Below are 25,623 nucleotides of genomic sequence, written 5' to 3'. Positions count from 1 at the left end.
GCAAACACCCAAGATTAACGCGTTCCACCATACGCCAGCGTCACCTCTTTCGCCCCGCGAATCACCATTGCGCCCAGCTCTGTCACGCGGTCATCGGTGATGCGTGATATGGGCCCGGAAAGGGAGATTGCGGCGAAGGGATCGCCGTATTCATCAAAAATACAGGCCGCCACGCAGCGCAGGCCCAGCGCATGTTCTTCATCATCAAAGGAATAGCCGCGCTTACGTGTCTGGGCGAGATCCTCTTTCAGATGGACCGGCGAGACCAGCGTGGCAGGGGTATAAGCGTGCAGCCCCTGGCGGTGCAGCAAACTCCCAACTTGCTCATCGCTCAGGCGCGACAAAAAGGCTTTACCCGCCCCGGAGGCGTGCATCGGCAGCTTGCCGCCAATAGGCGCGGACATCCGCATCAGCTGCGTACACTGAACCTGGTCGATAATAATCGCTTGATGATCGCTCTTATCCAGTACCGCCAGATTGACGGTTTCGCCGGACTCTTCCATCAATTTGCGCAGGATCGGGTGGACAATGGCCATCAGGTTGCGGCTTTGCAGAAAACTGCTGCCGACGATAAACGCATGCGCGCCAATAGACCAGTGGCCCAGTTCGCCCACCTGGCGCACAAAGCCGAGCTGCTGCATCGTGGTCAGCAAGCGGTGCGTGGTAGAGTTGGGCAAACCGGCCTGTTGTGCCAGTTCGGTAAGGGCGACGCTGCCATGCGACTCGGCAATCCATTCCAGCAGTTTCAGGCCGCGGGTTAATGACTGGACTTGCCCACCCGCAGGCGCGGCGGGGGCTGTAGCTTTTCTGCCACGTTTAGCGGGAACGGAAGCAACCATAGCTGGCTCCTTTTTCTGTATCGTGGAAATCGTTTTCGTTTTAACGAGTATAACGCAACTCCTTCGCAGACTGATCGGATGAGTATGCTGAACATCTCTCATGTTAATCCCGCGTCGCTTTTCCACCCTGCCACTTTGTGCCAGTATGTTCTGCTGGCCTTTTGGCCTGGTTGACCGTTGGCGGGAGCGCGTGTGAGCAGCAAAGTTGAGCAACTGAAACAGCAGTTAAGCAAAAGAATTCTGGTTCTGGATGGCGGCATGGGTACCATGATCCAGAGCTATCGTTTAAGTGAACAGGATTTTCGCGGCGAGCGTTTTGCCGACTGGCCCTGCGATCTAAAAGGTAACAACGACTTGCTGGTGCTCAGCAAGCCGCAGGTGATCAGTGCGATTCACGACGCCTACTTTGCGGCGGGCGCGGATATCATCGAAACCAACACTTTTAACTCCACCACCATCGCGATGGCGGATTACCAGATGGAATCCCTGTCGGCGGAAATCAACTATGCTGCCGCCAAACTGGCGCGCGCCAGCGCGGACAAATGGACGGCGCAAACGCCGGATAAACCGCGCTATGTCGCCGGGGTGCTTGGCCCGACCAACCGCACCGCCTCGATCTCGCCCGATGTTAACGATCCGGCGTTTCGCAACGTCTCATTCGATCAGCTCGTCGCGGCTTACCGGGAATCGACCAGGGCGCTGGTGGAGGGAGGATCGGACCTGATCCTGATCGAAACCGTGTTTGATACCCTTAACGCGAAAGCGGCGATCTTTGCAGTCAAAGAGGAGTTCGACGCGCTGGGCGTTGAACTGCCGATCATGATTTCCGGCACCATCACCGACGCCTCCGGCCGTACGCTCTCCGGGCAAACTACCGAAGCGTTTTACAACTCCTTGCGCCACGCCGATGCGTTCACCTTCGGCCTGAACTGCGCGCTGGGTCCGGACGAACTGCGCCAGTATGTGCAGGAACTCTCCCGTATCGCCGAATGCTATGTTACTGCCCACCCGAACGCCGGTTTACCGAACGCCTTTGGGGAATACGATCTGGATGCGGAGACCATGGCGGCGCAGATCGGCGAATGGGCGCAAGCCGGATTTCTCAACATTGTCGGCGGCTGCTGCGGCACCACGCCTGAGCATATTGCTGCCATGAGCCGTGCGGTTGACGGTGTGCCGCCGCGCCAGCTGCCTGCGTTGCCGGTGGCTTGCCGCCTGGCGGGGCTGGAGCCGCTCACCATTGGTGATGACAGTTTATTTGTTAACGTTGGCGAGCGTACCAACGTAACCGGTTCCGCCAAATTCAAGCGCTTAATTAAAGAAGAGAAGTACGCCGAAGCGCTGGATGTGGCGCGACAGCAGGTGGAAAGCGGCGCGCAGATCATTGATATCAATATGGACGAAGGGATGCTCGACGCCGAAGCGGCGATGGTGCGCTTCCTGAATCTGATAGCCGGTGAGCCGGATATTGCCCGCGTGCCAATTATGATCGACTCCTCGAAATGGGAAGTGATAGAAAAAGGGCTGAAATGCATTCAGGGGAAAGGCATCGTCAACTCCATCTCGATGAAAGAGGGGGTTGATACCTTTATTCACCACGCGAAACTGGTGCGCCGTTATGGTGCTGCCGTGGTGGTGATGGCCTTTGATGAAGTGGGCCAGGCAGACACCCGCGAGCGTAAAATCGACATTTGCCGCCGCGCTTATAAAATTCTTACCGAAGAGGTGGGTTTCCCGCCGGAAGACATTATCTTCGACCCAAATATTTTTGCCGTCGCCACCGGCATTGAAGAGCACAACAATTATGCGCAGGACTTTATTGGTGCCTGTGAAGATATTAAACGCGAGCTGCCGCACGCATTAATTTCCGGCGGTGTTTCCAACGTCTCTTTCTCATTTCGCGGTAACGATCCGGTGCGTGAAGCGATTCACGCCGTCTTCCTCTATTACGCCATTCGCAACGGTATGGATATGGGCATCGTTAACGCCGGGCAGCTGGCGATTTATGACGATCTGCCCGCTGAACTGCGTGACGGCGTGGAAGATGTAATCCTCAACCGGCGCGATGATGCCACCGAACGGATGCTGGACCTGGCAGAAAAATATCGCGGCAGCAAAGGTGCCGATGAGGGGGCGAATGCCCAGCAGGCCGAGTGGCGCAGCTGGGATGTGAAAAAACGCCTCGAATATTCGCTGGTGAAAGGCATTACCGAATTTATCGAGCTGGACACCGAAGAGGCGCGCCAGCAGGCTGCCCGCCCGATTGAGGTGATTGAAGGGCCATTAATGGACGGTATGAACGTGGTAGGCGATCTGTTCGGCGAGGGCAAAATGTTCCTGCCGCAGGTGGTGAAATCCGCGCGCGTGATGAAGCAGGCCGTGGCCTACCTTGAGCCCTATATCGAAGCCAGTAAAGAGAAGGGCAAGACCAACGGCAAAATGGTTATCGCCACGGTGAAAGGCGACGTTCACGACATTGGCAAAAACATCGTTGGCGTGGTGCTGCAGTGTAATAACTACGAAATTATCGATCTCGGTGTGATGGTGCCTGCCGATAAAATCCTTAAAACCGCGCGCGAAGTGAATGCCGATCTGATTGGCCTTTCCGGGTTGATTACGCCCTCCCTCGACGAAATGGTTAACGTGGCGAAAGAGATGGAGCGTCAGGGCTTCACCATTCCGCTGCTGATTGGCGGCGCGACCACCTCGAAAGCGCACACGGCGGTGAAAATCGAGCAGAACTACAGCGGCCCAACGGTCTATGTGCAAAACGCCTCGCGCACCGTGGGCGTCGTGTCGGCGCTGCTGTCCGACACCCAACATGATGATTTTGTTGCCCGCACGCGCAAAGAGTATGAAACCGTGCGTATCCAGCATGGGCGTAAAAAACCGCGCACGCCGCCGGTAACGTTACAGGCGGCGCGGGAAAACGACCTCGCCTTTGACTGGGCAAGCTATACGCCGCCGGTTGTACACCGCCCTGGGGTACAGGAAGTGACGGCCAGCATCGAGACGCTGCGCAACTATATCGACTGGACGCCTTTCTTTATGACCTGGTCGCTGGCCGGGAAATATCCGCGCATTCTTGAAGATGAAGTTGTGGGTGAAGAGGCGAAGCGCCTGCTTGCGGACGCCAATGCGATGCTCGATCAATTGAGCGCGGAAAAACGCCTGAACCCGCGCGGCGTGGTAGGGCTTTTCCCGGCGAACCGCGTCGGCGACGATGTTGAAATTTACCGCGATGAAAGCCGCACGCAGGTGCTGGCTCTGGGCTGTCATCTGCGCCAGCAAACGGAAAAAATCGGTTTTGCGAACTACTGTCTGGCAGATTTTGTCGCGCCGAAACAGAGCGGTAAAGCGGACTATATCGGTGCTTTCGCGGTCACCGGCGGTCTGGAAGAGGATGCGCTGGCGCAGGCTTACGACGAGGCACATGATGATTACAATAAAATCATGGTCAAAGCGTTGGCCGACCGGCTGGCAGAAGCCTTTGCGGAATATCTCCATGAGCGGGTGCGTAAAGTATATTGGGGCTATGCGCCGAATGAGAACCTCAGCAATGAGGAGCTAATCCGCGAAAATTATCAGGGGATCCGCCCGGCCCCTGGCTATGCGGCCTGCCCGGAACACACGGAAAAAGGCACTATCTGGCAGTTGCTCGACGTGGAGAAACATACCGGGATGAAGCTGACCGAATCCTATGCCATGTGGCCGGGCGCGTCGGTATCCGGCTGGTATTTCAGCCATCCCAACAGTAAATATTTCGCCGTTGCACAAATACAGCGCGATCAGGTAGAGGATTATGCCCGGCGTAAAGGCATGGCGGTAGCGGAAGTGGAGCGCTGGCTGGCGTCTAATTTAGGTTACGACGCAGATTAACGGCAAAGGGGTATTTAAAATGCCCCTTTTTTCTGCGTGATTTCATTTTTACGAAACTATTGTGAAGCAAAGATAATATAATTTGAAACTAAGAACATTCTTAAAAATGTATATTGTCTTAGCGACTTGATCCTGTTCATGCGTATGATGAGGAGGATCTCCACAGCATCTTAAGTTACTTTTTCTGCATTCCTTTAATCGTTACAAATTCAACTTGGGTATTATAAAATGGATATTTATGATATAAGAAAAACAAATCTATTGCCGAAAGATTATGAAAATATTGTGGCGCCGGATATCGCGAAAAATATTATACAAAAGGAGTATTATATTGAAAGCAGTCCGAATAATCTGTTGAGCAGCATCGATGGTTATAGCATAAAGCGGCACCACGGTTTTAAATATGGATTACCGCACGATCCCTTAGGTCATCAAAAAGAAAAATATATCGACTGCCTGATAGATAAAGGCGTGGTGGTAGTGATTTGTTCAGATATCAGCACGCGTAACCGCTTCTATTATCCCTTTTTTATCGCGGAAAACGCCGAGCTTTTTTGCGTCCAGCCGCTGTCGTTTAACGCGGTATTTATCAGAACCATTATTAACGGTTATAAAGGCAGCGTTGCGATACATGGGCGACCGGCGCCGACCCGCAGCACCTTTGTGCCGATAACGTCAGAATATGGGCCAGGCTACTGGAAAAGCAGCGAAAGTGATTTTAACGGCGTCAAAAATGCCGCCGCGATGCTGCTCAACCGGGCAAACAGTCTCGGCGAGGAGGGGCGTGCATTTGGCTCAGACCCGAAGGACTATATCAATACCACGCGTGAGAAAGTTCAACTTTGGACGCCGTTGCCTGAAAGCTTAACAGCCGATGCGCGGGAAACCCTGTGTAGCCGTTCAGTTATTCGCCGCTACGGTGAAAAACGCACGGTTTTGCAGAAATACCTTGCAGGTGAAGATACCCAGGCGCAAGCGGGGAAATCCTGGCAATGGATTCCTGGCGCAAGGGATGAAGATTATGAAATTAAGTCATAAAATATATATTTTTTGGGGCGTGATGGATCTGCTGGCGCTGACCAGCTATTTACTCTTTCCACTGCAACGCGGTAAGGTGCCCTTTTATTCAGATATAAACGACTTTTACGTAAATTATGCGCAAATGGAATTGAGCGGTTTAGCCGGGAGCATGATACAGTTTTTTTTCTTTGTTAATATCTTGTTGATTATATCACTGGCCTTTTCTGCGTGGTCTTTTTTTGTTAAAAAAGATATTTCAATAATTTTCTTTATTGCGCAGGAAATAGCGCGCGTGCTCTCGTTTTCATGCTCAGTGGCATTAATCCCGCTGTTTATCCATTTCACCGGCATAACCAGCGCAGCGGCAGCTCTCGCGTTGTTTATCGTGTCGGAAGCGCTAAAAATTGCGTCGGTGGTATGGGCTAAGCGCCAGACAACGGCGCTGATAGAGTCTTTCACTTCCCGCTAGCGGTTAAACCCTCGCTTCTGTCACAAAACCGTCATTTTTCCTGACACCTCGCAGGGCGCTTATCGGCACCCTGCGCTTTTCCTGGCATTGACACTTTATACTTACCACATAATGTTGACGTTACTTTTATGGATAACGAGCAACGCATAACGACAAGGAGGACCTAATCCCGTGCTGACTTTGCTTCATCTGCTTTCTGCCGTGGCTCTGCTGGTGTGGGGTACACATATTGTGCGCACTGGTGTGATGCGGGTTTTCGGTGCCCGTTTACGTACCGTGCTTAGCCGTAGCGTTGAAAAGAAACCCCTCGCCTTCTGCGCCGGGATCGGCGTGACGGCGCTGGTACAAAGCAGTAACGCCACCACCATGCTCGTGGCGTCGTTTGTCGCTCAGGATCTCGTGGCGCTCACTCCGGCGCTGGTTATTGTGCTGGGTGCCGATGTAGGTACCGCGCTGATGGCGCGTATTCTGACATTCGATCTCTCATGGCTCTCGCCGCTGCTGATTTTCATTGGCGTGATTTTCTTTCTCGGGCGTAAACAGACGCGCGAAGGGCAGCTTGGGCGCGTGGGCATCGGCCTTGGGCTGATTCTTCTGGCGCTGGAGTTGATTGTGCAGGCCGTTACGCCCATCACTCAGGCCAACGGCGTACAGGTGATTTTCGCCTCGCTGACCGGCGATATCATGCTTGATGCACTGATTGGCGCGGTGTTCGCCATTATCAGTTACTCGAGCCTGGCAGCGGTGCTGCTTACCGCGACGCTGGTAACTGCGGGGATTATCTCTTTCCCGGTTGCGCTGTGTCTGGTCATTGGCGCGAACCTGGGTTCCGGCCTGCTGGCGATGCTCAATAACAGCGGCGCCAATGCCGCCGCACGGCGCGTGGCTCTTGGGAGCCTGTTATTCAAGCTGGTGGGCAGCCTGATTATTCTGCCGTTTGTCCATCTGCTTGCGGCCTCCTTACACAAAATTCCGCTGCCGGAAGCGGAGCTGATCATCTATTTCCATGTGTTTTATAACCTGATCCGCTGCCTGGCGATGGTGCCGTTCGCAGAACCCATGGCGAAGTTCTGCAAACGCGTCATTCGTGAAGAGCCAGAATTGGATGCACGCTTAAAACCGAAGCACCTCGACAGCTCCGCGTTGGATACACCGACGCTGGCGCTGGCTAATGCCGCGCGTGAAACGCTGCGCATGGGCGATGCGATGGAGCTGATGCTCGAAGGGCTGCATAAAGTGATGCACGGCGAGCCCCGGCAGGAGAAGGAGCTGCGTAAACAAGCGGAAGATATTAACGTGCTGTATACGGCGATTAAGCTCTATCTGGCGCGGATGCCGAAAGAGGCGCTGGCAGAAGAGGAGTCGAAACGCTGGGGCGAGATCATCGAAATGTCGCTAAACCTTGAACAAGCCTCGGATATCGTCGAACGGATGGGTAGCGAAATCGCTGACAAATCCCTGGCCGCGCGCCGTGCGTTCTCGGTGGAAGGTTTGCAGGAGCTCGACGCGCTGCATGAGCGGCTGGTCAATAACCTTAAGCTGGCGATGTCGGTCTTTTTCTCCAGCGACGTCACCAGCGCCCGGCGTTTGCGCCGCAGCAAACACCGTTTTCGCATTATGAACCGCCGCTATGCTCATGCGCACGTTGATCGCCTGCATCAACAAAATGTGCAGAGTATCGAAACCAGTTCGCTGCACCTCGGGTTGCTGGGGGATATGAAGCGTCTTAATTCCCTGTTCTGTTCGGTGGCTTACAGCGTGCTGGAGCAGCCGGATATCGACGACGAGCGCGAAGAGATGTAATCGGACCGTGCCTGCGGGCACGGTCTTTTAAGCCGGTGTTTTACGCGATAACAGCACAGATTCTCTTTTGTGCGACGAAAATCCGGTTTTCTCTCTCTGCGAAGCCAGTTATATTCCGCTTTTACAGGAGAATTTATGCTGCCAGCTCAATCAACACGTTTAAATAAATACATCAGCGAAAGCGGGATTTGCTCACGCCGCGAGGCCGACCGTTATATCGAACAAGGCAATGTTTTTATCAATGGCAAACGCGCCGGGATCGGCGATCAGGTGGTTGCCGGAGACGTTGTAAAGGTAAATGGTCAACTTATCGAGCCGCGCAACGAAGAAGATTTGGTATTTATCGCGTTGAATAAGCCCGTTGGCATTGTCAGCACCACCGAAGACGGCGAAAAAGACAATATTGTCGATTTCGTTAACCACAGCAGCCGTATCTTTCCCATTGGTCGTCTGGACAAAGATTCCCAGGGGCTGATTTTTCTCACCAATCACGGTGACCTGGTGAATAAAATCCTGCGCGCCGGTAACGATCACGAGAAAGAGTATCTGGTGACCGTCAATAAACCGGTCACCGACGAATTTGTGCAGGGCATGGGCGCGGGCGTGCCGATCCTCGGGACCAAAACCAAAAAGTGTAAAGTGAAAAAAGAAGCGCCGTTCACCTTTCGCATCACGCTGGTTCAGGGGCTGAACCGGCAAATTCGCCGCATGTGCGAATACTTTGGCTATGAAGTTACAAAGCTCGAACGCACACGCATTATGAACGTCAGCCTCACCGGGCTGCCGCCGGGCGAATGGCGCGATCTCACCGCCGACGAGCTGATCGGGTTGTTTAAGCTTATCGAGAATTCATCGTCGGAAGCGAAGCCAAAAGCCAAAGCGAAACCGCAGGCGGCGAAGAAGCCGGCGGTCAAAGCGGCGAAGCCGGAAGAGAAAAGCCGTGCAAAACCGGCCGGGAAGCGCTTTACCCAACCGGGCAGAAAAAAGAAAGGGCGTTAATTAACGCTTACCGCGCGGCGAGGTATTTCCCGACCACGAAAACGTGGCGTTCTCATCGGGTTTATAAGCCTGCTGTTTCTTCACCTGGCGGGCTTTTTTCATCGCCGTTTCGCGCTGCGCCATCAGTTTATCGATGTACTCCTTCTTCACATGATTTGCTTCAGAGTTGCTGAGCGGACGCCCGTGTGCGATGCGGGCGCGATCCAGCAGCGTTTTTAACTCTCGCTGTTCACTCTCCGTCATCTCTTTTTGCGTCAATCTGGTCTGTGCCATAGGGCTCTCTCCTTGGGAAGTGCACCGAGTCTACGCGATGGGCACAAGCGCTGTATACGTGGCTGCGCATAAACCGTGGAAAGGGCTGCGCAGATTTACCTCAGTATGGGTGACTTTTATGGCGTATGAGTCGATCGTAGTTGTGTTGGTATAAAATTTTATACAAGGATGTGATATGTTTGATTTGCGACCGGCATTTAAAGCAATCGTCTGGATGGGCTCGTCATATAACGATTTACTCGCTTTTCCGGACTCAGCCCGTAAAGACGCAGGCTATCAGTTATATAAAATCCAGGCCGGTTTGGAAGCAGCAGACTGGAAACCCATGCCAGAAATTGGCACGGGCGTCGAAGAAATACGTCTTCGCGATAGTGCAGGGGCGTTTCGTATTTTTTACCTGGCCAGACGTGACGATGCGCTTTACGTTTTGCACTGTTTTAATAAAAAGTCCCAGCGCACTTCTGTTAGGGATAAAACAACGGCCCGGACGCGATATCGCGCCCTCGTTGAGCACTCCAGGAGACAAAAATGAGCACTACACAAAATGACCTGATTGGCCATGTGACCCCGGCTGACGCTAATATTTTTGCTGAGCTGGGCTTTGATGCACAACAAGCTCATGCGCTTGAACAGGATGCGGAACGAGAAGTGATGCAGTTGTTAAGTATTAAAAAGCAGCTAATGCATGAAATCGCTGTGTGGATAGCGGAAAATCATTTTAAGCAGGAGGAAGCGGCGGCAAAACTCAATATTTCGCGCCCCCGCGTATCCGACGTGGTTAACCAGAAAACCGGTAAATTTACTATCGATGCCCTCGTGACCATGCTGGCGAAACTCGGCAAGCCGGTCACCGTCACGGTAGGCTAAAACAGAGTAAACGGCCGGATAAAACCATAAACCCGGCCGTAATCAGAGACTTAAACCTGTTTCACCGCTTCAGTTTTTCCCTTCTCAACCGCTTTCCCCGACCAGTAACCCGCCAGCAGCGAGCCGGAGAGGTTATGCCACACTGAAAAGAGCGCGCCCGGCAGTGCGGCAAGAGGTGAAAAGTAAATTTTACCTAACGCAGCCGCCAGCCCGGAGTTCTGCATCCCCACTTCACTCGCCAGCGTACGGCAGGTGGATTCATCAAAGCCGAACAGACGCCCGCCCCAGTAGGCGGCCCGTATGGCGAACTTCGGTATTGAAGTGGCGTCGCTGGGGGTGAAAGACATCATCCTGCCTGGCGAGATGAAAACCATCCTCTCAAGACTGGTGGAAGCAGAGAAAGTGGCGCAGGCCAATGTTATCCGCCGCCGTGAAGAGACCGCAGCGGCCCGTTCGTTGCTGAATACGGCAAAAGTCATGGAGAGTAATCCGGTGGCGTTGCGCTTAAAAGAGCTGGAAGCGCTGGAACGTAGCGCGGAGCGCATCGATAAAATTTCAGTCTTCGGCGGCCTCGACCAGGTTTTGCACGGCCTTATCAACATCAAAGGAAAGCAGGATGAAGTATAACGATTATCAACTGCTGGTGCAGGCGAACAGCGCGCCGGTGAAAATGTGGACCCACGGTGTGCCGGTTGAACCGGAGGCGCGAGAACAGCTGCTGAACACGGCGAAAATGCCCTTTATCTTTAAGCATCTGGCCGTTATGCCGGATGTGCATCTGGGGAAAGGCTCGACGATTGGCAGCGTGATCCCGACCAAAGGGGCGATTATCCCGGCAGCTGTGGGGGTGGATATCGGCTGCGGTATGATTGCCGTACGCACCTCGCTGCTGGCGGCAGATCTGCCGGATAACCTGAGCGGGTTGCGCAGCGCTATTGAGCAAGCGGTGCCGCATGGCCGTTCGGTGAATCGTTCGAAACGCGATAAAGGGTCATGGGAAAAACCACCGCAGGAGGTGAACAGCCACTGGGCTCACCTTGCGCCGCGCTTTAAGCGTCTGACGGATAAATACCCGCGTCTGTTGCAAACCAACAACCTGCAACATTTGGGAACGTTAGGAACCGGCAACCACTTTATAGAAGTGTGCCTGGATGAACAGCAGCGCGTATGGGTGATGCTGCACAGCGGCTCACGCGGCGTCGGTAACGCTATCGGCAATATCTTTATTACCCTGGCACAGCAGGATATGCAGCAGCATATCGCTAATTTGCCGGACCGAAACCTGGCCTATTTCCAGGAAGGCAGCAAGCACTACAACGATTATCTGGAAGCGGTGGAATGGGCCCAGGATTTCGCCCGGCATAATCGGGAAGTGATGATGTCCCGCGTGCTGGCGGCGCTGTCGCGCATTGTCACCAAGCCGTTTGCCACGCACCAGGAGGCGGTGAATTGCCACCATAACTACGTGCAAAAAGAGACGCACTTTGGTGAAGAGGTGCTGATCACGCGTAAAGGCGCGGTATCGGCGCAAAAAGGCCAGATGGGGATTATTCCCGGTTCAATGGGGGCAAAAAGCTTTATCGTGCGCGGGCTGGGTAATGAAGAGAGCTTCTGTTCATGCAGCCACGGAGCGGGGCGCACCATGAGCCGTACGGCGGCGAAAAAACGCTTTACCGTGGAGGATCAGATTCGCGCTACCGCCCATGTTGAGTGCCGTAAAGATAGCGAGGTGATCGACGAGATCCCGATGGCGTACAAAGATATCGATGCGGTAATGGCTGCGCAAAACGCGCTGGTGGAAGTGGTGCATACCCTGCGCCAGGTGGTGTGTGTTAAAGGATAAGAGGGCGAGAATAATAGAGCCGTCAGGCGTGGACACCGCCAATGCGCTGCTGGAAAGCGGCAATGGCAAGGCCATGGAGCTTGACCAACAGAATAAAAGGCCCGGTATTTACCGAGCCTTCTTTTGTAGCCTTTAACCTGACGGTCGTTATTCAAACAGATTATGGTGCAGTTTCTGCACCACTTGCTCAGCCTCTTTGCCCGGCACGAGGAAGCAGAGGTTATGGCTGGATGCGCCATAGCAAATCATGCGAATGTTGAACGGGTCGAGTACGCCGAATACCTCTTTACCGACACCGCAGGCTTTCGACAATTCGTTGCCAATAATCGCCACCAGTGCCAGATCCTCTTCCACTTCCACCCGGCACAGCGAAGAGAGCTCCGTCAGCAGCCCCTGGGTTAACAACGTATCGCCCGTCGACGTTGAACCGGTGGTATCCAGCGTCAGCGCCACGCTCACTTCCGAGGTGGTGATCAGATCAACAGAGATACTGTGACGCGCCAGGATGCCGAACACTTCCGCAAGAAATCCGCGGGAGTGGAGCATATTCAGGCTGTGCAGCGTCAGCAGAGTCTGCTTACGGCGCAGCGCCAGCGCGCGAAACAGCGGCGGGCTGCTGGTTTTATTGCACACCAGCGTGCCGCCTGCTTTAGGATCCTTACTGGAGCCGACAAAAACCGGAATATCGCTGCGTACGGCGGGGAGTAATGTTGCCGGGTGCAGCACTTTCGCACCAAAGGTCGCCATCTCGGCCGCCTCTTCAAAGGCAATTTCATCAATGCGCTTCGCGCTTGGCACCACGCGCGGATCGGTGGTGTAAATACCGGGAACATCAGTCCAGATATCGACGCGGGTGGCATTGAGCGCTTCGCCCAACAGCGCGGCGGTATAATCGCTGCCGCCGCGGCCAAGCGTGGTGGTGCGGCCTTTGGCTTCGCTACCAATAAACCCCTGGGTAATCACTAATCCTTCATGCAGGCGCGGAGCGAGCTGCTGCCCGGCCAGTTCAGCCAGTGCGGCGACATCCGGCTCGGCACGGCCGAAACGGTCACTGGTGCGCATCACTTTACGCACGTCAAACCACTGCGCCTGCACGCTGCGCTGGCGCAGTACTTCAACAAACAGCAGCGTCGACATCAGCTCGCCGTGGCTCACCAGTTCGTCGGTCAACGCGGTAGAGGTGGCAAGGGATGCGGCTTCGGCCAGGGTGGTGATATTTTCCAGCAGACGTTCGATCTCTTCGCGGATCACCGCCGGGTTTGCCAGACGCTCAAGGATATCGAACTGAATCTTACGGATAGCGTCGAGCTTGACGAAACGCTCGCTGGCCTCCAGCCCTTCGGCCAGCGACACCAGCAGATTTGTTACGCCTGCGGAAGCGGAAAGCACAACCAGCCGAACGCTGGTATCGGAAAGCACCACGTCCGCACTGCGGTTCATGGCATCAAAATCGGCAACGCTGGTGCCGCCAAATTTGGCGACAACGAAACTCGTCATAAAAACCTCGTGTCAGGGGGGATTCTCCATTCAGCCATGGCGCAAGGGAAGAGCAATAATAAGGGGCGCAGAGTGCTAAACCGCTACGATTTCCCCCGAATGCTCCACCTTGCCTGCCCGCAGCGCCTAAGCTTCGAGGACATAAAACGTTTGACCGGGAACATGGATACGCAAAGAGAGCGTCTATAAATAAAGGCTCACCGGGCATGCTGTCAACGCCGGGATTATGCGGATTTTTCATGGGGCTTTTGCGATTAGTAAAATGACTTATGTTGTACATAAATGCAGCGTTTTTGTGCGGTACCCTGCCCGCCTCAGTGGCGAGCCAACAGAAAAACCATCACAATTTTCCCCGGCAGGCGCTACAATCGACGGCAGTCACAATTCTCAAATCAGAAGAGTATTGCTATGAAAAACATCAATCCAACGCAGACCTCTGCCTGGCAGGCATTACAAAAACACTACGCTGACATGAAGGACGTCACTATCGCGGAACTGTTCGCGAAAGAGGGCGACCGTTTTAGCAAATTCTCCGCAACCTTCGACGATCTGATGCTGGTGGATTACTCCAAAAACCGCATCACTCAGGAGACGCTGGACAAACTGCTGGCGCTGGCCAAAGAGACCGATCTGGCGGGCGCAATCAAATCCATGTTCTCCGGTGAGAAGATCAACCGCACCGAAGATCGCGCCGTGCTGCATGTCGCGCTGCGTAACCGTAGCAATACGCCGATTATCGTTGACGGCAAAGATGTAATGCCGGAAGTGAACGCGGTGCTGGAAAAAATGAAAGCCTTCTCGGAAGCGATCATCTCCGGCGCGTGGAAAGGTTATACCGGCAAACCGATCACCGACGTGGTGAATATCGGTATCGGCGGTTCCGACCTCGGCCCGTTTATGGTCACCGAAGCGCTGCGTCCGTATAAAAACCACCTGAACATGCACTTTGTTTCGAACGTCGACGGTACGCACATCGCCGAAGTGCTGAAAAAAGTGAACCCGGAAACCACGCTGTTCCTGGTTGCGTCCAAAACCTTCACCACTCAGGAAACCATGACCAACGCCCACAGCGCGCGCGACTGGTTCCTGAAAACCGCCGGTGACAACAAGCACGTTGCGAAACACTTTGCGGCGCTCTCCACCAACGCGAAAGCCGTTGGTGAGTTCGGCATTGATACCGCGAACATGTTTGAGTTCTGGGATTGGGTCGGCGGTCGCTACTCACTGTGGTCAGCGATTGGTCTGTCGATCATTCTCTCCGTAGGCTACGACAACTTTGTCGAGTTGCTCTCTGGCGCACACGCCATGGACAAACATTTCTCCAGCACCGAGCTGGATAAAAACCTGCCGGTACTGCTGGCGCTGATTGGTATCTGGTACAACAACTTCTTCGGTGCTGAAACCGAAGCGATTCTGCCTTACGACCAGTATATGCACCGCTTTGCCGCGTATTTCCAGCAGGGGAATATGGAATCCAACGGTAAATACGTTGACCGTAATGGCAACGCCGTGGATTACCAGACCGGCCCAATTATTTGGGGCGAGCCGGGCACCAACGGTCAGCACGCGTTTTACCAGCTGATTCACCAGGGCACTAAAATGGTGCCGTGCGATTTTATCGCCCCGGCTATCACGCATAACGCCTTGTCCGATCACCACCAGAAACTGCTGTCGAACTTCTTCGCGCAGACCGAAGCGCTGGCGTTTGGCAAATCCCGTGAAGTCGTTGAGCAGGAGTATCGCGATCAGGGTAAAGATCCGGCCACTCTGAATCACGTGGTGCCGTTTAAAGTGTTTGAAGGCAACCGCCCGACCAACTCTATCCTGCTGCGCGAAATTACTCCGTTTAGCCTCGGCGCGCTGATTGCGTTGTATGAACACAAAATCTTCACCCAGGGCGCAATCCTCAACATCTTCACCTTTGACCAGTGGGGCGTTGAGCTGGGTAAACAGCTGGCAAATCGTATTCTGCCTGAACTGGGCGATGACAAAACTATCGCCAGCCACGACAGTTCTACCAATGGGCTGATCAACCGCTACAAATCCTGGCGCGGTTAATGCTTTGAGCGCCGCTTCGGCGGCGCTTTTTTGCTGTTTTCAACAAAATCATCTCACCCTTCATTTTTTTATTTCCCTGGTAACACATCGGGCAGATACTTTGTCTACTGTAATGCTGGGAGCAATAAAAAGGCTTTCACTTGCTGCGACTAAATCGCGTTGCTCAGAATTAATATGTTTCCACTGCAAGTACTCCTGGAAAGCGAACTCTTCACTTTTTATATTCTCCAGTGCGATCAACAACGTAGTTCAGAAGTTGGTGATCTCCTCCCTGAAAACAGTGCCAGTCTAAACTGAAGTGCTTTAACCAGGACTCAAGCGCTGTAGTTAATAAAAGGAGAGCAGGTCAGCACCTGTCGTCACTCTGGCGATCATTAACATGTTTTTAAAATGGATATTAATGATTTTTGAGCACCACTTCACTTCACAAACGGGCCCTTGATGAGTTTATAGCTCTGACCGTTCCAGGCTTGCGCCTGACATGTTCTCGCAATAAAAATCGTCTGCTGACAGTGTGACGCTATAGAACGCCTTTCCAGGGGGCATTTTAGATATCGAAAATTATGGTACGCGCGGCTGTCGCGTAACTCCCTTCAAAGGCGCGGAGCTAGCATGCAGGGGGCTCCGATCAGTATATCCAGTTGGGACCTGATAACACGCTGGAGGCGACAGCTAAAAAAGCAGTGGAAGTCTTCCTGGAACAAGATAATAAACGGTATGACAAGGTACGGGATATCTATAGCGAAACGCTCTATGAAAAGGGCAAACCGGATGTGGCTCAGGGCTGTTGTCACCCTGCCGGCATTCAGTCTGGCGTTACGGGCGACGTGACCAGAAAAAGTGACTTCACTAAGATACGGTTTTTTTGCAAAATTTGCCTCTATAAGCAACATAATCATTTTTATGTTCTTTCATCCTGTTTCAGATCAGCAATAAAATAGAGCACATATAACTGACATGGATTAAAACAGTCGCAGAAATGTACACGAATTCGATGATAGTCAGCAAAATGCAGGCGGACAGGCATCTCGCATTAGTTCTTGATCGTGCCGTTGCCGGTGTTCGTGATGAAGTGATTAAACAGGGAGTGAATCTTCAAGACGGAATGACTCGCCTTGCGTTCTATGCGAGTTGCTTTACAAAAAACTATCGTGAGGTGTGCGTAAAGCAAAAAGCGGAGGATGTACGCTTTGCCGAGAATATTTTCGGCCTACTTGATAAGCGTGATGTCATTCAAAAAATGATTCGGATTTATGTTGATTTATTGCTTCAGAATCTGACGCCGGAGCGCTTGCGCCGTATAGAAAGTGCACTTGTCGAAGGTGGCGCGAATATTGTGTCGGCTTCCTGGACTAACCAGGCTCTGGCGGCAGCCATCACTACCGCCGCGAGTTATTCGTTTGGTATAAGCGTTTCTGTTGATCGTGCAGTTCTAAGATATTCCCTCGTGGCCGTCACGCTTACTGGCTGGTATGCCTATATTCAAAAGGCTGCTGACGCTGCCGACAGGATTAAGCAACAGAATGCTATTTATTATCAGGCGCTTTATGCTGAGAAACTGGAAATGCTGTATTTTTTGATAGAACCTGTTATTAGCAGAAATCCATCATTAAACCGGATCATTTCTTCCGATGACGAAATTACAGCTGCTATTCTGCGGATAATTCGATGAATTTTTTAAAAAAATGGCTTCGTTTTCAGCTCCGGCTACTGGTTGGCATTATTGTTTGTGCTGTTTTAATCCTCAGCGTTGCAGCTTTGGGCGGTAAATTCTGGCCTGATTATGCCTGGAATGTCGCTGCACTTTTTACCGTGTTTATTATCTGGCTTGTTTCGAGAATCATATAATATATGTTCGCTATTCATGATAAAGAATACCCGTTACCTTACCGACAGGGCTGATCAGGTACTTAAGGGTATAAGTGGATTCCCAAAGGAACTGCTCGGTAGTTTGCACTGTTTGCGGAAATCGCCGTGTCTTCTACGGATATTGTGCGCCAAGCCTGGGAGAAAATATTCTATTCCGTTTCTGATAAGCTGCTTCCAGACCTCACGTGAAACGTTGTTGCTAGAGCCATTTGGCAACGTCAAAGCAACTTTGTCCCACGCACAAAGCTGCAACAGTATTCTTTCCTGCAAGCTGAGCCCGGCCACCGGTACGCCGTGTATTTTCCAGCGCGAATCACCTTCTACAACCCTACCGGAGGACTCTTAACTCATCGCCTCAGTAGTCTTACTTGTTGTTGCAGGCTGGAATGCCAGCCCGGCTCAATTCCCACATGGTTATATGTCTGGCAAATTCGCTCATAATTATAACGAAATCCAATATTGATATTTTTAAGCTAAACCGGGCAGATTATTTCGATAGCATCGTTGTTGCTCGCGATAAGGTTTATCCGAAAAAGGGTACAGGCGTATCTGGAGTGGCTAAAGATTTTAGGACAAGCCTTATTGTGTCTCTATTTTATCTTTATTTAATTATTTGATTTATATTGCATTTATTAATTTTGCAGTTATTTATAAACGTGCGTTACCATTTTTCCGAAAACCTTCCCCGCTATTTCCCGATGCGTAAACCCGGCGCTTGAGTTGTGTATACTCGATAGCGCCTGAATTCTTTCAGGTAAATCTCCATTCATTCAATGAAGGGAAATTGATATGAAAAAAGTCCTGTATGGCATTTTTGCCATATCCGCGCTTGCGGCGACTTCTGCTTTTGCGGCACCGGTGCAAATTGGTGAAGCAGCAGGGTCGGCAGCGACCTCTGTCTCTGCGGGTAGCTCCGCGGCGACGAGCGTCAGCACCGTAGGTTCTGCGGTGGGTGTCGCTCTGGCGGCAACCGGTGGCGGCGATGGTTCCAATACCGGAACCACGACCACTACGACCACAAGTACCCAGTAATAGCGGGTACATTAACTATAACCACACTTCGGTGTGGTTATTTCGCCCCTTTCGGAGAAGAGTCGTGAAGCGACCTGGTATCATTTTAATTTGCCTGCTCCTTCAGGCATGTTCAGGCCATATCAAAGGCCTCGGCAATTCACTTTGGGAAAGCGTATTCGGCGTACCGGGCGTGCAGCTCACGGACGACGAACTTCTCAATATGCCCTATGCCAGCCAGTACATGCAGCTAAATAACGGCCCGCAACTCTTTGTGGTGCTCGCTTTCGATGAAAACGGGCAGCAAAAATGGGTGACGCAGGATCAGGCCACTATCGTTACGCAAAACTACCGCATCGTAAAAACCCACTTCGGCGGCGATAACCTGCTGGATATGAATAATCTGGCGGCGGATCCGCTGGCGAAGCCGAATCAAATTGTCGATGGCGCAAGCTGGACGCGCTTAATGGGCTGGACGGAACACAAGCAGGTGCGCTACGCCACGGCCCGTTCCGTCTTCCGCTGGAACGGCACCGACACGGTGAGGCTGGCAAACGATGTCACACCCGTACGTATTCTTGATGAAGAGGTGTCGACCGATCAGAAGAGCTGGCGCAACCGTTATTGGGTAGATGAACAAGGGGTTATCCGGCAATCGGAACAGTATCTTGGCGCGGCCTGGTTCCCGGTGAAAACCACCCTGATTAAGGCGGCGAAATAATGAAAAAAATCACACTTCTTCCGCTATTACTCACCCTTATTTCTCCGCTGGCGTTCTCTGTCGGTACCGTGGATGTTTACCTGCAGGGCGAAAGCAAACCCAAAACCTTAACCAATGCCGAGCATCTGCTGGATCTGGTCGGCCAGCCCCGGCTGGCGGATAGCTGGTGGCCAGGTGCGGTGGTCAGCGAACGTCAGGCGACGGCGGTGGAACAGGCGCGCCACCAGGCGTTACTGGCGCGGCTCGGTCTCCTTGCCGCCGATGAGAGCGGCAACAGCGCCGCCGCGATCCGCGCCTTACAACAGCAGTTGCAGGCTATCAAAGTCACCGGCCGACAAATTGTCCGCCTGGATCCCGATTACTTACGCACCCACCGCCTCGCCAATCGTCCGTTAGACGGACAATACACGCTGTGGGTTGGCCCGCAGCCGACCACTATCACCGTGGTGGGGCTTATCAGCAGCCCCGGCGAGAAGGTGTTTACGCCCGGTCGGGATGTGGTGAGTTACCTGGATGATATGAGCCTGCTCAGCGGGGCGGATCGCAGCTATGCCTGGGTGATTTATCCCAACGGCGGCACGCAAAAGGTACCGGTAGGCTACTGGAACCGACGCCACGTAGAGCCGATGCCCGGCAGCGTGATTTTTGTTGGTTTCGCACCGGGTTTGTGGAGCAACGAGTATGACGAGCTCAATGCCGACATTCTTCAGTCCCTGACGCATCGGATACCGGAATAATAATGAAAACATCGTTTGTCATAAGCCTGTTGGCGCTGGGAATTAGCGCCGCCTGTCACGCTGAAACCTATCCGGATCCGATTGGCCCTTCGCAGTCGGATTTCGGCGGCGTCGGTCTGCTACAAACGCCGACGGCGCGTATGTCGCGCGATGGCGAATTAAGCCTCAACTACCGCGATAATAAACAGTATCGCTACTACTCCGGTTCGGTGCAGCTCTTTCCCTGGCTGGAAACCACCCTGCGCTATACCGACGTGCGCACGCGCAGATACAGCTCCGTTGATGCCTTCTCCGGCGATCAGTCCTATAAAGATAAAGCCTTCGATTTGAAACTGCGGCTGTGGCAAGAGGGCTTCTGGCTACCGGAAGTGTCCGTTGGCGCCCGTGATATCGGCGGTACCGGGCTTTTTGACGGCGAATTTCTGGTGGCGAACAAAGCCTGGGGGCCGTTCGATTTCTCACTCGGGATCGGTTGGGGCTATCTCGGCACCAGCGGCAATATTAAAAACCCGCTCTGCTCCTACGATGCAAAATATTGTGTGCGCGATACCCGCAACAAAATGGCCGGTTCGACGGATACCAGCCAGATGTTCCGTGGACCGACGTCGCTCTTTGGCGGGGTTGAGTATCAAACGCCGTGGAATCCGCTGCGGTTAAAAGTGGAATATGAAGGCAACAACTACCAGCAGGATTATGCCGGTAAACTGCCGCAGCGCAGCAACGTCAACGTCGGGGCTATTTACCGCGTTTCGGACTGGGCCGACATCAACCTCAGCTATGAGCGCGGCAATACCTGGATGTTCGGCTTTACCCTGCGCAATAACCTGAATGATTTGCGCCCGTCGTTTAATGATAACGCGCGGCCGAAATATCAGCCGCAGCCGCAGGATGCCATCCTGCAGCACTCGGTGGTCGCCAACCAGCTGACCTTACTGAAGTACAACGCCGGCCTTGCTGACCCGCAGCTCCAGGTGAAAGGCGATACGTTGTATGTGACCGGCGAGCAGGTGAAATACCGTAATACACAGGAAGGGGTGCTGCGCGCCAACCGCATCGTGATGAACGATCTGCCGGACGGTATTCGCACCATTCGCGTGACGCAGAATCGTCTTCATATGCCGGTCGTCACTACCGAGACGGATGTCGCCAGCCTGAAGCGCCACCTTGAAGGCGAACCGCTGGGGCAGGATACGGATCTGGTACAAAGCCGTGAAACGCCCATCGTGCCGGACAAACCGGAACAGGGCTGGTATATCGATAAATCCTCCTTCGGCTTCCATATCGATCCGGTACTTAACCAGTCTCTCGGTGGCCCCGAAGGCTTCTATATGTACCAGCTTGGCGTAATGGCGACGACGGACTTGTGGTTAACGGATCACCTGCTGACCACCGGTAGCTTGTTCGCCAACCTGAAAAACAACTACGACAAATTTAACTACACCAATCCGCCGAGGGATACGGCGTTGCCGCGCGTGCGTACCCGCGTACGTGAATATGTGCAAAACGACATCTACGTCAACAACATGCAGGCGAACTACTTCCAGTATCTGGGCAACAACTTTTATGGTCAGGTGTATGCCGGTTACCTGGAAACGATGTATGGCGGTGCCGGTGCAGAACTGTTGTGGCGGCCGGTGGATGGGCATTGGGCGTTTGGTCTTGACGGTAACTACGTGAAACAGCGTGACTGGCGCAGCGCGCAGGACATGATGAAATTCACCGATTACAGCGTGAAAACCGGCCACTTCACCGCTTACTGGACGCCATGGTTTGCTGAAAACGTACTGGTGAAAGCGAGCGTCGGGCAATATCTGGCGGGCGATAAAGGCGTGACCCTGGATGTGTCGAAGCACTTTGACAGCGGCGTTGTCGTTGGTGCATATGCCACCAAAACTAACGTCTCTGCGGCGCAGTACGGGGAAGGGAGCTTCACCAAAGGGGTGTACATTTCGGTGCCGCTTGATCTCTTCAGCACTGGCCCGACCCGCAGCCGCGCCGGTATTGGCTGGACGCCGCTGACCCGTGACGGCGGTCAGAAACTGGGGCGTAAGTTCGAGCTCTATAACATGACCAGCGACAAAACTATTAACTTCCAGTAATCCCTCTCCCCGTTTGGGGAGAGTTTCTCGCTATAACCGGCGCAGCAGCCGCGCCGGATTTCCCACATACACCCCTTTCTCCGTTATCGATTTGCTCACCACGCTGCCTGCGCCAATAACACAACCATCGGCAATCGTTACCGCCAGAATCGTTGCGCCGCTGCCAATCGACACATCATTGCCAATCACAATTCGACACCAGCTATTACGGTCGGGATCCGGCTTGCCGCTGCGAAACATATCGTTGGCGAACATCACCCCATGACCGATAAAGCAGCGTTCGCCGATCGTCACGTACTCGCAGATAAAACTGTGCGACTGGATTTTGGTCCCTTTGCCCACCTGCGTGTGCCCCTGGATCTCCACAAACGGGCCGACAAAAACACCATCCGCCAGGCTGCAGTCGTAGAGATTGGCGGGTTCATAAATCACTACGTTTTCGCCACAGGTGACATTGCGTACAGCGGCCTGACGTAAAGCGGCGTTGGTCATTATCGCTCCTTAAAGGGAATTACCGAGAAAAGGCGGTGCCAACGCATCATGTCATCACGCTGCTTCATAAAATATAAGTAAAAAATGTAGATCCAGATCACAATTTTGCGATATACACACTCTTTATTACTTATTATGAGGTGCCGCTATGACATCCCTAACAAAGCCGCGCGTGGAGTTTATTTCGACCCTCTTGCAGACCGTGCTCAATCTGGGTCTGTTGAGTCTTGGTCTGATTTTGATGGTTTTTCTGGGTAAAGAGACGCTGCATCTGGCGGATGTACTGTTTACGCCGGTGCAAACCAGCAAGTATGCGCTGGTAGAAGGGCTGGTGGTTTACTTTCTTTACTTCGAGTTTATCGCCCTGATTGTGAAATACTTTCAGTCCGGGTTTCACTTTCCGCTGCGCTACTTTATCTACATTGGCATTACCGCGATTGTGCGGTTGATCATTATCGATCACCAGTCACCGATGGATGTGCTGATCTACTCGGCGGCGATCCTGCTGTTGGTGATCACGCTGTGGCTGTGCAATTCGAACCGACTAAAACGTGAATAAAAAAAGGGCGGCCTGTTCAGGGCCGCCAACGACTTCACAAGATAAGTTGAGGGTGCAGTGACAATAACAACGATGAAAATTAACCTTTTACCCCGCCCGCCGTCAGACCGTTAACCAACCAGCGTTGTGCCAGCAGGAAAACCAGCGTAATTGGAATGGCGGAGAGTACTGCCGCAGCGGCAAAATCGCCCCACAGGTAGTTTTGCGGGTTGAGATATTGTTGCATCCCCACCGCCAGCGTGTAGCTGTTTACATCGCGCAGCAGCAGCGAGGCTACAGGCACTTCCGTAATCGCGGCGATAAAGGAGAGAATAAACACCACCGCGAGGATCGGCACCGACAGCGGCAGCAGCACTAAGCGGAACGCCTGCCACGGCGTTGCCCCATCCAGCGAGGCCGCTTCTTCCAGCGAGCCATCGATGGTTTCGAAATAGCCTTTAATCGTCCAGACATGTAGCGCAATCCCGCCCATATACGCAAAGATCACCCCGCCGTGGGTATTGAGGCCGATAAACGGCACATATTGCCCGAGCCGGTCAAACAAGGCGTACAGCGCCACCAGCGAAAGAACCGCCGGGAACATCTGGAAAATCAGCATCCCTTTTAACAGCGTCGCTTTGCCGCGAAAACGCATACGGGCAAAGGCGTACGCGCTGGTGGTGGAAAGCGCGACAATGCCGACGGCGGTAATGCTGGCGATTTTCACCGAGTTCCACAGCCACAGCAGTACCGGGAACGGCGGCGGCGTCACGCGGCCATCGGCGTGTTCAACACTAAAGCCCAGCGCCAGTCGCCAGTGCTCCCAGGAGATCGTTTCGGGAATTAAACTGCCGGTGGCGAAGTTGCCCTCACGCAGTGAAATGGCGATCACCATCAGCAGCGGGAACATAATGGCGGCAATAAACACCAGCAAAAACAAATGGGTAGTAAACAGCCTGAGCTTTTGCGATTTCGCCTGCACCATAGCCATAATCTCGTCCTCCTTAATCGAATTTCATGCGTGTGGCTTTCAGGTTGACGATAGCCAACGCGCCCACCAGCAGGAAAATCAGCGTGGCGATAGCGGCGGCAAGCCCAAAGTCCTGGCCACCGCCTCCTTCAAAGGCGATGCGGTAGGTGTAGCTCACCAGCAAATCCGTGTAGCCCGCAGGCGTGGTGGTGCCAATGCGATCCGGGCCGCCGTTGGTCAACAGCTGGATCAGCACGAAGTTATTAAAGTTAAATGCAAAGCTGGCGATCATCAGCGGCGTTAGCGGCTTGATCAGCAGCGGGAAGGTGATACGGAAGAAGTTTTGCAGCGGTCCTGCGCCGTCCATTGCCGACGCTTCATACAGATCGTCGGGGATCGCTTTCAACAGCCCCATGCACAAGATCATCATGTACGGATAACCGAGCCAGGTATTGACGATCACGATCATCGCCCGGGCGGTTGTCGGATCGCTAAACCACGCGGGCTTAATACCAAACAGCGCGTTGAGCATCATATTGATCTCACCGAAGCTCTGGTTAAACAGCCCCTTGAAGATCAAAATTGAAATAAACGACGGCACCGCATAAGGCAGAATCAGCAGCACGCGGTATATCGCTTTACCTTTCAGCGACTCCCACTGCACCACGCAGGCTAGCACCATGCCCACGGCAACCGTCAGCACCACGGTGAGAATGGAGAAGAGCACCGTCCAGATAAAGATGGCAATAAAGGGTTTTTGAATGCCCTCATCGGTAAAGACGCGGGCGAAGTTTTCCCAGCCGATGGTCACGGTATAGCCCGGACTGAGCTTCTCGCTGGCCCAGCTACCGTCGGCGTTAATCGCCTGGAAAAAACCCATCTCATTATTCGGCCGGTATTTTGCGCCGCTCTGGTTATTGGTTAATGTGCCGTTCTTCTCAAGCTGGTATAGCGGGCGTGTACCGGAGAACTGGCGCAGCGAACTCATTACCACCTTGCTGTCATCGGGCAGGAGTGCGGTTAACTGGTTCAACGCCTGGCGGTTTTGCGTAATGATACGCAGGCTGGCACGCTCGCCCGTGGGCAGGGCATCCGCCTCTTTTAAGGCCAGCTGCTGTTCGCCGCCGGGTTTAAACGTCTCACTAAGATAGTGTTTACCGCTCGCGTCATCCGTCAGCGCCAGCTGCCATGCGTCACCCTGCGGGTAAAGGCCGAAGGTATAGGCTTTACCTGCCTGATAGGAGCGGTCGAGCAGCACCTGCTGCGCGCGTTCCTGAGTGAGCTGGTTGGTACTGCTGTAGTTGGTAAAGGCGATGGCAATAGTACAGATTAGCGGAAACAGGACAAACAGGCCCATCCCGGCAAGACCCGGATAAACATAGCGCAAGGCGTAAGCCTTACGGTTGGCGAAAATATAGAGACCCGCTGAACTGAGGATAAGCGTGGTGATGGCGAAAAGGTATTCCCCCTGGGCATACATCATAACGATAAGGTAAGCCACCATTAGCCCAACAACAGTTATGGCCGCCCACGTAAGCTGCGGGCTTTGCCACCAGTGGCGTTTTCTCACTACATCCATGGGGATTTCCTTTTACAACGTTTGAGCATTCACCCTCCCCATACAAGGGAGGGTGAGGGG

Annotated in this window: 22 protein-coding genes and 2 pseudogenes; 17 read left to right on the top strand and 7 right to left on the bottom strand. The window is 53.3% G+C overall.

What is annotated here, in order from left to right; all coding sequences use genetic code 11:
* Positions 1-14 precede the first annotated feature (14 nt).
* Positions 15-839, bottom strand: coding sequence for a glyoxylate bypass operon transcriptional repressor IclR (iclR, locus tag RW65_RS06005; protein WP_039055774.1), 825 nt, complete (start codon positions 837-839; stop codon positions 15-17).
* Positions 840-1,031: 192 nt separating this feature from the next.
* Between iclR and metH the strand changes: the two genes are divergently transcribed.
* From metH to rluF, 5 genes are all read left to right on the top strand, one after another.
* Positions 1,032-4,718, top strand: a complete 3,687-nt coding sequence (metH, locus tag RW65_RS06000; RefSeq protein WP_039055773.1) for a methionine synthase — start codon at positions 1,032-1,034, stop codon at positions 4,716-4,718.
* Positions 4,719-4,946: 228 nt separating this feature from the next.
* Complete coding sequence (locus RW65_RS05995; RefSeq protein ID WP_231564363.1) at positions 4,947-5,756, top strand: DUF8093 domain-containing protein; 810 nt, start codon at positions 4,947-4,949, stop codon at positions 5,754-5,756.
* Positions 5,740-6,207: a hypothetical protein gene (locus RW65_RS05990; protein WP_072037707.1), complete on the top strand. Its 468-nt coding sequence runs from the start codon at positions 5,740-5,742 to the stop codon at positions 6,205-6,207. The genes RW65_RS05995 and RW65_RS05990 overlap by 17 nt, the downstream gene beginning before the upstream one ends.
* A gap of 171 nt (positions 6,208-6,378) precedes the next feature.
* On the top strand, positions 6,379-8,010 hold the full coding sequence (locus tag RW65_RS05985) for a Na/Pi cotransporter family protein (protein WP_039055772.1): 1,632 nt from the start codon (positions 6,379-6,381) through the stop codon (positions 8,008-8,010).
* A gap of 135 nt (positions 8,011-8,145) precedes the next feature.
* Positions 8,146-9,009: a 23S rRNA pseudouridine(2604) synthase RluF gene (gene rluF, locus RW65_RS05980; protein WP_039055771.1), complete on the top strand. Its 864-nt coding sequence runs from the start codon at positions 8,146-8,148 to the stop codon at positions 9,007-9,009.
* On the opposite strand, the gene RW65_RS05975 is transcribed toward rluF, so the two are convergent.
* Positions 9,010-9,282: a YjbD family protein gene (locus RW65_RS05975; protein ID WP_039055770.1), complete on the bottom strand. Its 273-nt coding sequence runs from the start codon at positions 9,280-9,282 to the stop codon at positions 9,010-9,012.
* A 175-nt stretch (positions 9,283-9,457) separates the two neighbouring features.
* On the opposite strand from RW65_RS05975, the gene RW65_RS05970 reads away from it, so the two are divergent.
* Together RW65_RS05970 and RW65_RS05965 are read left to right on the top strand one after the other, a co-directional pair.
* The gene (locus RW65_RS05970) at positions 9,458-9,814 is read left to right on the top strand and encodes a type II toxin-antitoxin system RelE/ParE family toxin (RefSeq protein WP_039055769.1); all 357 of its coding nucleotides are present in this window, start codon (positions 9,458-9,460) and stop codon (positions 9,812-9,814) included.
* Entirely contained in the window at positions 9,811-10,149 is a 339-nt protein-coding gene (locus tag RW65_RS05965) for a helix-turn-helix domain-containing protein (protein ID WP_039055768.1), read from the top strand. The genes RW65_RS05970 and RW65_RS05965 overlap by 4 nt, the downstream gene beginning before the upstream one ends.
* Before the next feature lie 50 nt (positions 10,150-10,199).
* Here the strand turns inward: RW65_RS05965 and RW65_RS21650 are convergent.
* Positions 10,200-10,439: pseudogene (locus RW65_RS21650) on the bottom strand (bile acid:sodium symporter family protein); the annotation flags it as partial.
* 4 nt (positions 10,440-10,443) lie between these two features.
* Here RW65_RS21650 and RW65_RS05960 point away from each other — a divergent pair.
* A pseudogene (locus tag RW65_RS05960) lies at positions 10,444-10,776 on the top strand (SPFH domain-containing protein); the annotation flags it as partial.
* A complete protein-coding gene (locus tag RW65_RS05955) occupies positions 10,766-11,992 on the top strand; it encodes an RtcB family protein (RefSeq protein ID WP_039055766.1) in 1,227 nt (408 codons plus the stop codon). The pseudogene RW65_RS05960 and the gene RW65_RS05955, both read left to right, overlap by 11 nt.
* A gap of 147 nt (positions 11,993-12,139) precedes the next feature.
* On the opposite strand, the gene lysC is transcribed toward RW65_RS05955, so the two are convergent.
* Positions 12,140-13,489 carry a lysine-sensitive aspartokinase 3 gene (gene lysC / locus RW65_RS05950; protein ID WP_039055765.1) on the bottom strand — a complete coding sequence of 450 codons (1,350 nt, stop codon included), beginning with the start codon at positions 13,487-13,489 and terminating at the stop codon, positions 12,140-12,142.
* Between the two features lie 408 nt (positions 13,490-13,897).
* Here lysC and pgi point away from each other — a divergent pair, with 408 nt between their 5' ends.
* The 7 genes from pgi to RW65_RS05905 all read left to right on the top strand — a co-directional run bounded on the left by pgi (position 13,898) and on the right by RW65_RS05905 (position 21,984).
* The gene (gene pgi, locus RW65_RS05945; RefSeq protein ID WP_039055764.1) at positions 13,898-15,547 is read left to right on the top strand and encodes a glucose-6-phosphate isomerase; all 1,650 of its coding nucleotides are present in this window, start codon (positions 13,898-13,900) and stop codon (positions 15,545-15,547) included.
* A gap of 994 nt (positions 15,548-16,541) precedes the next feature.
* Positions 16,542-17,219: a hypothetical protein gene (locus tag RW65_RS05935; protein WP_231564362.1), complete on the top strand. Its 678-nt coding sequence runs from the start codon at positions 16,542-16,544 to the stop codon at positions 17,217-17,219.
* Positions 17,216-17,395, top strand: a complete 180-nt coding sequence (locus tag RW65_RS05930; protein WP_039055761.1) for a hypothetical protein — start codon at positions 17,216-17,218, stop codon at positions 17,393-17,395. Before RW65_RS05935 ends, RW65_RS05930 begins: the two co-directional genes overlap by 4 nt.
* An 810-nt stretch (positions 17,396-18,205) precedes the next feature.
* Positions 18,206-18,448 (top strand): exopolysaccharide production protein YjbE, encoded by a 243-nt coding sequence (gene yjbE, locus RW65_RS05920; RefSeq protein ID WP_007372406.1) that lies wholly within the window; start codon positions 18,206-18,208, stop codon positions 18,446-18,448.
* A gap of 64 nt (positions 18,449-18,512) precedes the next feature.
* A complete protein-coding gene (locus RW65_RS05915) occupies positions 18,513-19,148 on the top strand; it encodes a YjbF family lipoprotein (RefSeq protein WP_039055759.1) in 636 nt (211 codons plus the stop codon).
* Positions 19,148-19,885, top strand: a complete 738-nt coding sequence (locus RW65_RS05910; protein ID WP_039055758.1) for a capsule biosynthesis GfcC family protein — start codon at positions 19,148-19,150, stop codon at positions 19,883-19,885. The genes RW65_RS05915 and RW65_RS05910 overlap by 1 nt, the downstream gene beginning before the upstream one ends.
* Before the next feature lie 2 nt (positions 19,886-19,887).
* Positions 19,888-21,984 carry a YjbH domain-containing protein gene (locus tag RW65_RS05905; protein ID WP_039055757.1) on the top strand — a complete coding sequence of 699 codons (2,097 nt, stop codon included), beginning with the start codon at positions 19,888-19,890 and terminating at the stop codon, positions 21,982-21,984.
* 30 nt (positions 21,985-22,014) lie between these two features.
* Here the strand turns inward: RW65_RS05905 and RW65_RS05900 are convergent, their stop codons facing one another.
* Positions 22,015-22,476: an acyltransferase gene (locus RW65_RS05900; RefSeq protein WP_039055756.1), complete on the bottom strand. Its 462-nt coding sequence runs from the start codon at positions 22,474-22,476 to the stop codon at positions 22,015-22,017.
* A 148-nt stretch (positions 22,477-22,624) separates the two neighbouring features.
* Between RW65_RS05900 and psiE the strand changes: the two genes are divergently transcribed.
* Positions 22,625-23,035, top strand: coding sequence for a phosphate-starvation-inducible protein PsiE (gene psiE, locus RW65_RS05895; RefSeq protein WP_039055755.1), 411 nt, complete (start codon positions 22,625-22,627; stop codon positions 23,033-23,035).
* 79 nt (positions 23,036-23,114) lie between these two features.
* On the opposite strand, the gene malG is transcribed toward psiE, so the two are convergent.
* Together malG and malF are read right to left on the bottom strand one after the other, a co-directional pair.
* Entirely contained in the window at positions 23,115-24,005 is an 891-nt protein-coding gene (malG, locus tag RW65_RS05890) for a maltose ABC transporter permease MalG (RefSeq protein WP_039055754.1), read from the bottom strand.
* Positions 24,006-24,018: 13 nt separating this feature from the next.
* Entirely contained in the window at positions 24,019-25,563 is a 1,545-nt protein-coding gene (malF, locus tag RW65_RS05885; protein ID WP_039055753.1) for a maltose ABC transporter permease MalF, read from the bottom strand.
* Positions 25,564-25,623 lie beyond the last annotated feature (60 nt).

Origin of the sequence: Enterobacter sp. Bisph1 (assembly GCF_000814905.1) — a bacterium.
In the GTDB taxonomy this organism is placed as follows: Bacteria; Pseudomonadota; Gammaproteobacteria; order Enterobacterales; family Enterobacteriaceae; genus Kosakonia.
Note: the sequence above shows the minus strand (reverse complement) of the source record. Positions and strands in the feature narration are given on the sequence as shown.

What these genes read in the sequence shown, in the direction of transcription:
- iclR (WP_039055774.1), bottom strand. Translation starts at nt 839, where the DNA reads ATGGTTGCTTCCGTTCCCGCTAAACGTGGCAGAAAAGCTACAGCCCCC.
- RW65_RS05995 (WP_231564363.1), top strand. Translation starts at nt 4,947, where the DNA reads ATGGATATTTATGATATAAGAAAAACAAATCTATTGCCGAAAGATTAT.
- RW65_RS05990 (WP_072037707.1), top strand. Translation starts at nt 5,740, where the DNA reads ATGAAATTAAGTCATAAAATATATATTTTTTGGGGCGTGATGGATCTG.
- rluF (WP_039055771.1), top strand. Translation starts at nt 8,146, where the DNA reads ATGCTGCCAGCTCAATCAACACGTTTAAATAAATACATCAGCGAAAGC.
- RW65_RS05975 (WP_039055770.1), bottom strand. Translation starts at nt 9,282, where the DNA reads ATGGCACAGACCAGATTGACGCAAAAAGAGATGACGGAGAGTGAACAG.
- RW65_RS05970 (WP_039055769.1), top strand. Translation starts at nt 9,458, where the DNA reads ATGTTTGATTTGCGACCGGCATTTAAAGCAATCGTCTGGATGGGCTCG.
- RW65_RS05965 (WP_039055768.1), top strand. Translation starts at nt 9,811, where the DNA reads ATGAGCACTACACAAAATGACCTGATTGGCCATGTGACCCCGGCTGAC.
- RW65_RS05955 (WP_039055766.1), top strand. Translation starts at nt 10,766, where the DNA reads ATGAAGTATAACGATTATCAACTGCTGGTGCAGGCGAACAGCGCGCCG.
- lysC (WP_039055765.1), bottom strand. Translation starts at nt 13,489, where the DNA reads ATGACGAGTTTCGTTGTCGCCAAATTTGGCGGCACCAGCGTTGCCGAT.
- pgi (WP_039055764.1), top strand. Translation starts at nt 13,898, where the DNA reads ATGAAAAACATCAATCCAACGCAGACCTCTGCCTGGCAGGCATTACAA.
- RW65_RS05935 (WP_231564362.1), top strand. Translation starts at nt 16,542, where the DNA reads ATGATAGTCAGCAAAATGCAGGCGGACAGGCATCTCGCATTAGTTCTT.
- RW65_RS05930 (WP_039055761.1), top strand. Translation starts at nt 17,216, where the DNA reads ATGAATTTTTTAAAAAAATGGCTTCGTTTTCAGCTCCGGCTACTGGTT.
- yjbE (WP_007372406.1), top strand. Translation starts at nt 18,206, where the DNA reads ATGAAAAAAGTCCTGTATGGCATTTTTGCCATATCCGCGCTTGCGGCG.
- RW65_RS05910 (WP_039055758.1), top strand. Translation starts at nt 19,148, where the DNA reads ATGAAAAAAATCACACTTCTTCCGCTATTACTCACCCTTATTTCTCCG.
- RW65_RS05905 (WP_039055757.1), top strand. Translation starts at nt 19,888, where the DNA reads ATGAAAACATCGTTTGTCATAAGCCTGTTGGCGCTGGGAATTAGCGCC.
- RW65_RS05900 (WP_039055756.1), bottom strand. Translation starts at nt 22,476, where the DNA reads ATGACCAACGCCGCTTTACGTCAGGCCGCTGTACGCAATGTCACCTGT.
- psiE (WP_039055755.1), top strand. Translation starts at nt 22,625, where the DNA reads ATGACATCCCTAACAAAGCCGCGCGTGGAGTTTATTTCGACCCTCTTG.
- malG (WP_039055754.1), bottom strand. Translation starts at nt 24,005, where the DNA reads ATGGCTATGGTGCAGGCGAAATCGCAAAAGCTCAGGCTGTTTACTACC.
- malF (WP_039055753.1), bottom strand. Translation starts at nt 25,563, where the DNA reads ATGGATGTAGTGAGAAAACGCCACTGGTGGCAAAGCCCGCAGCTTACG.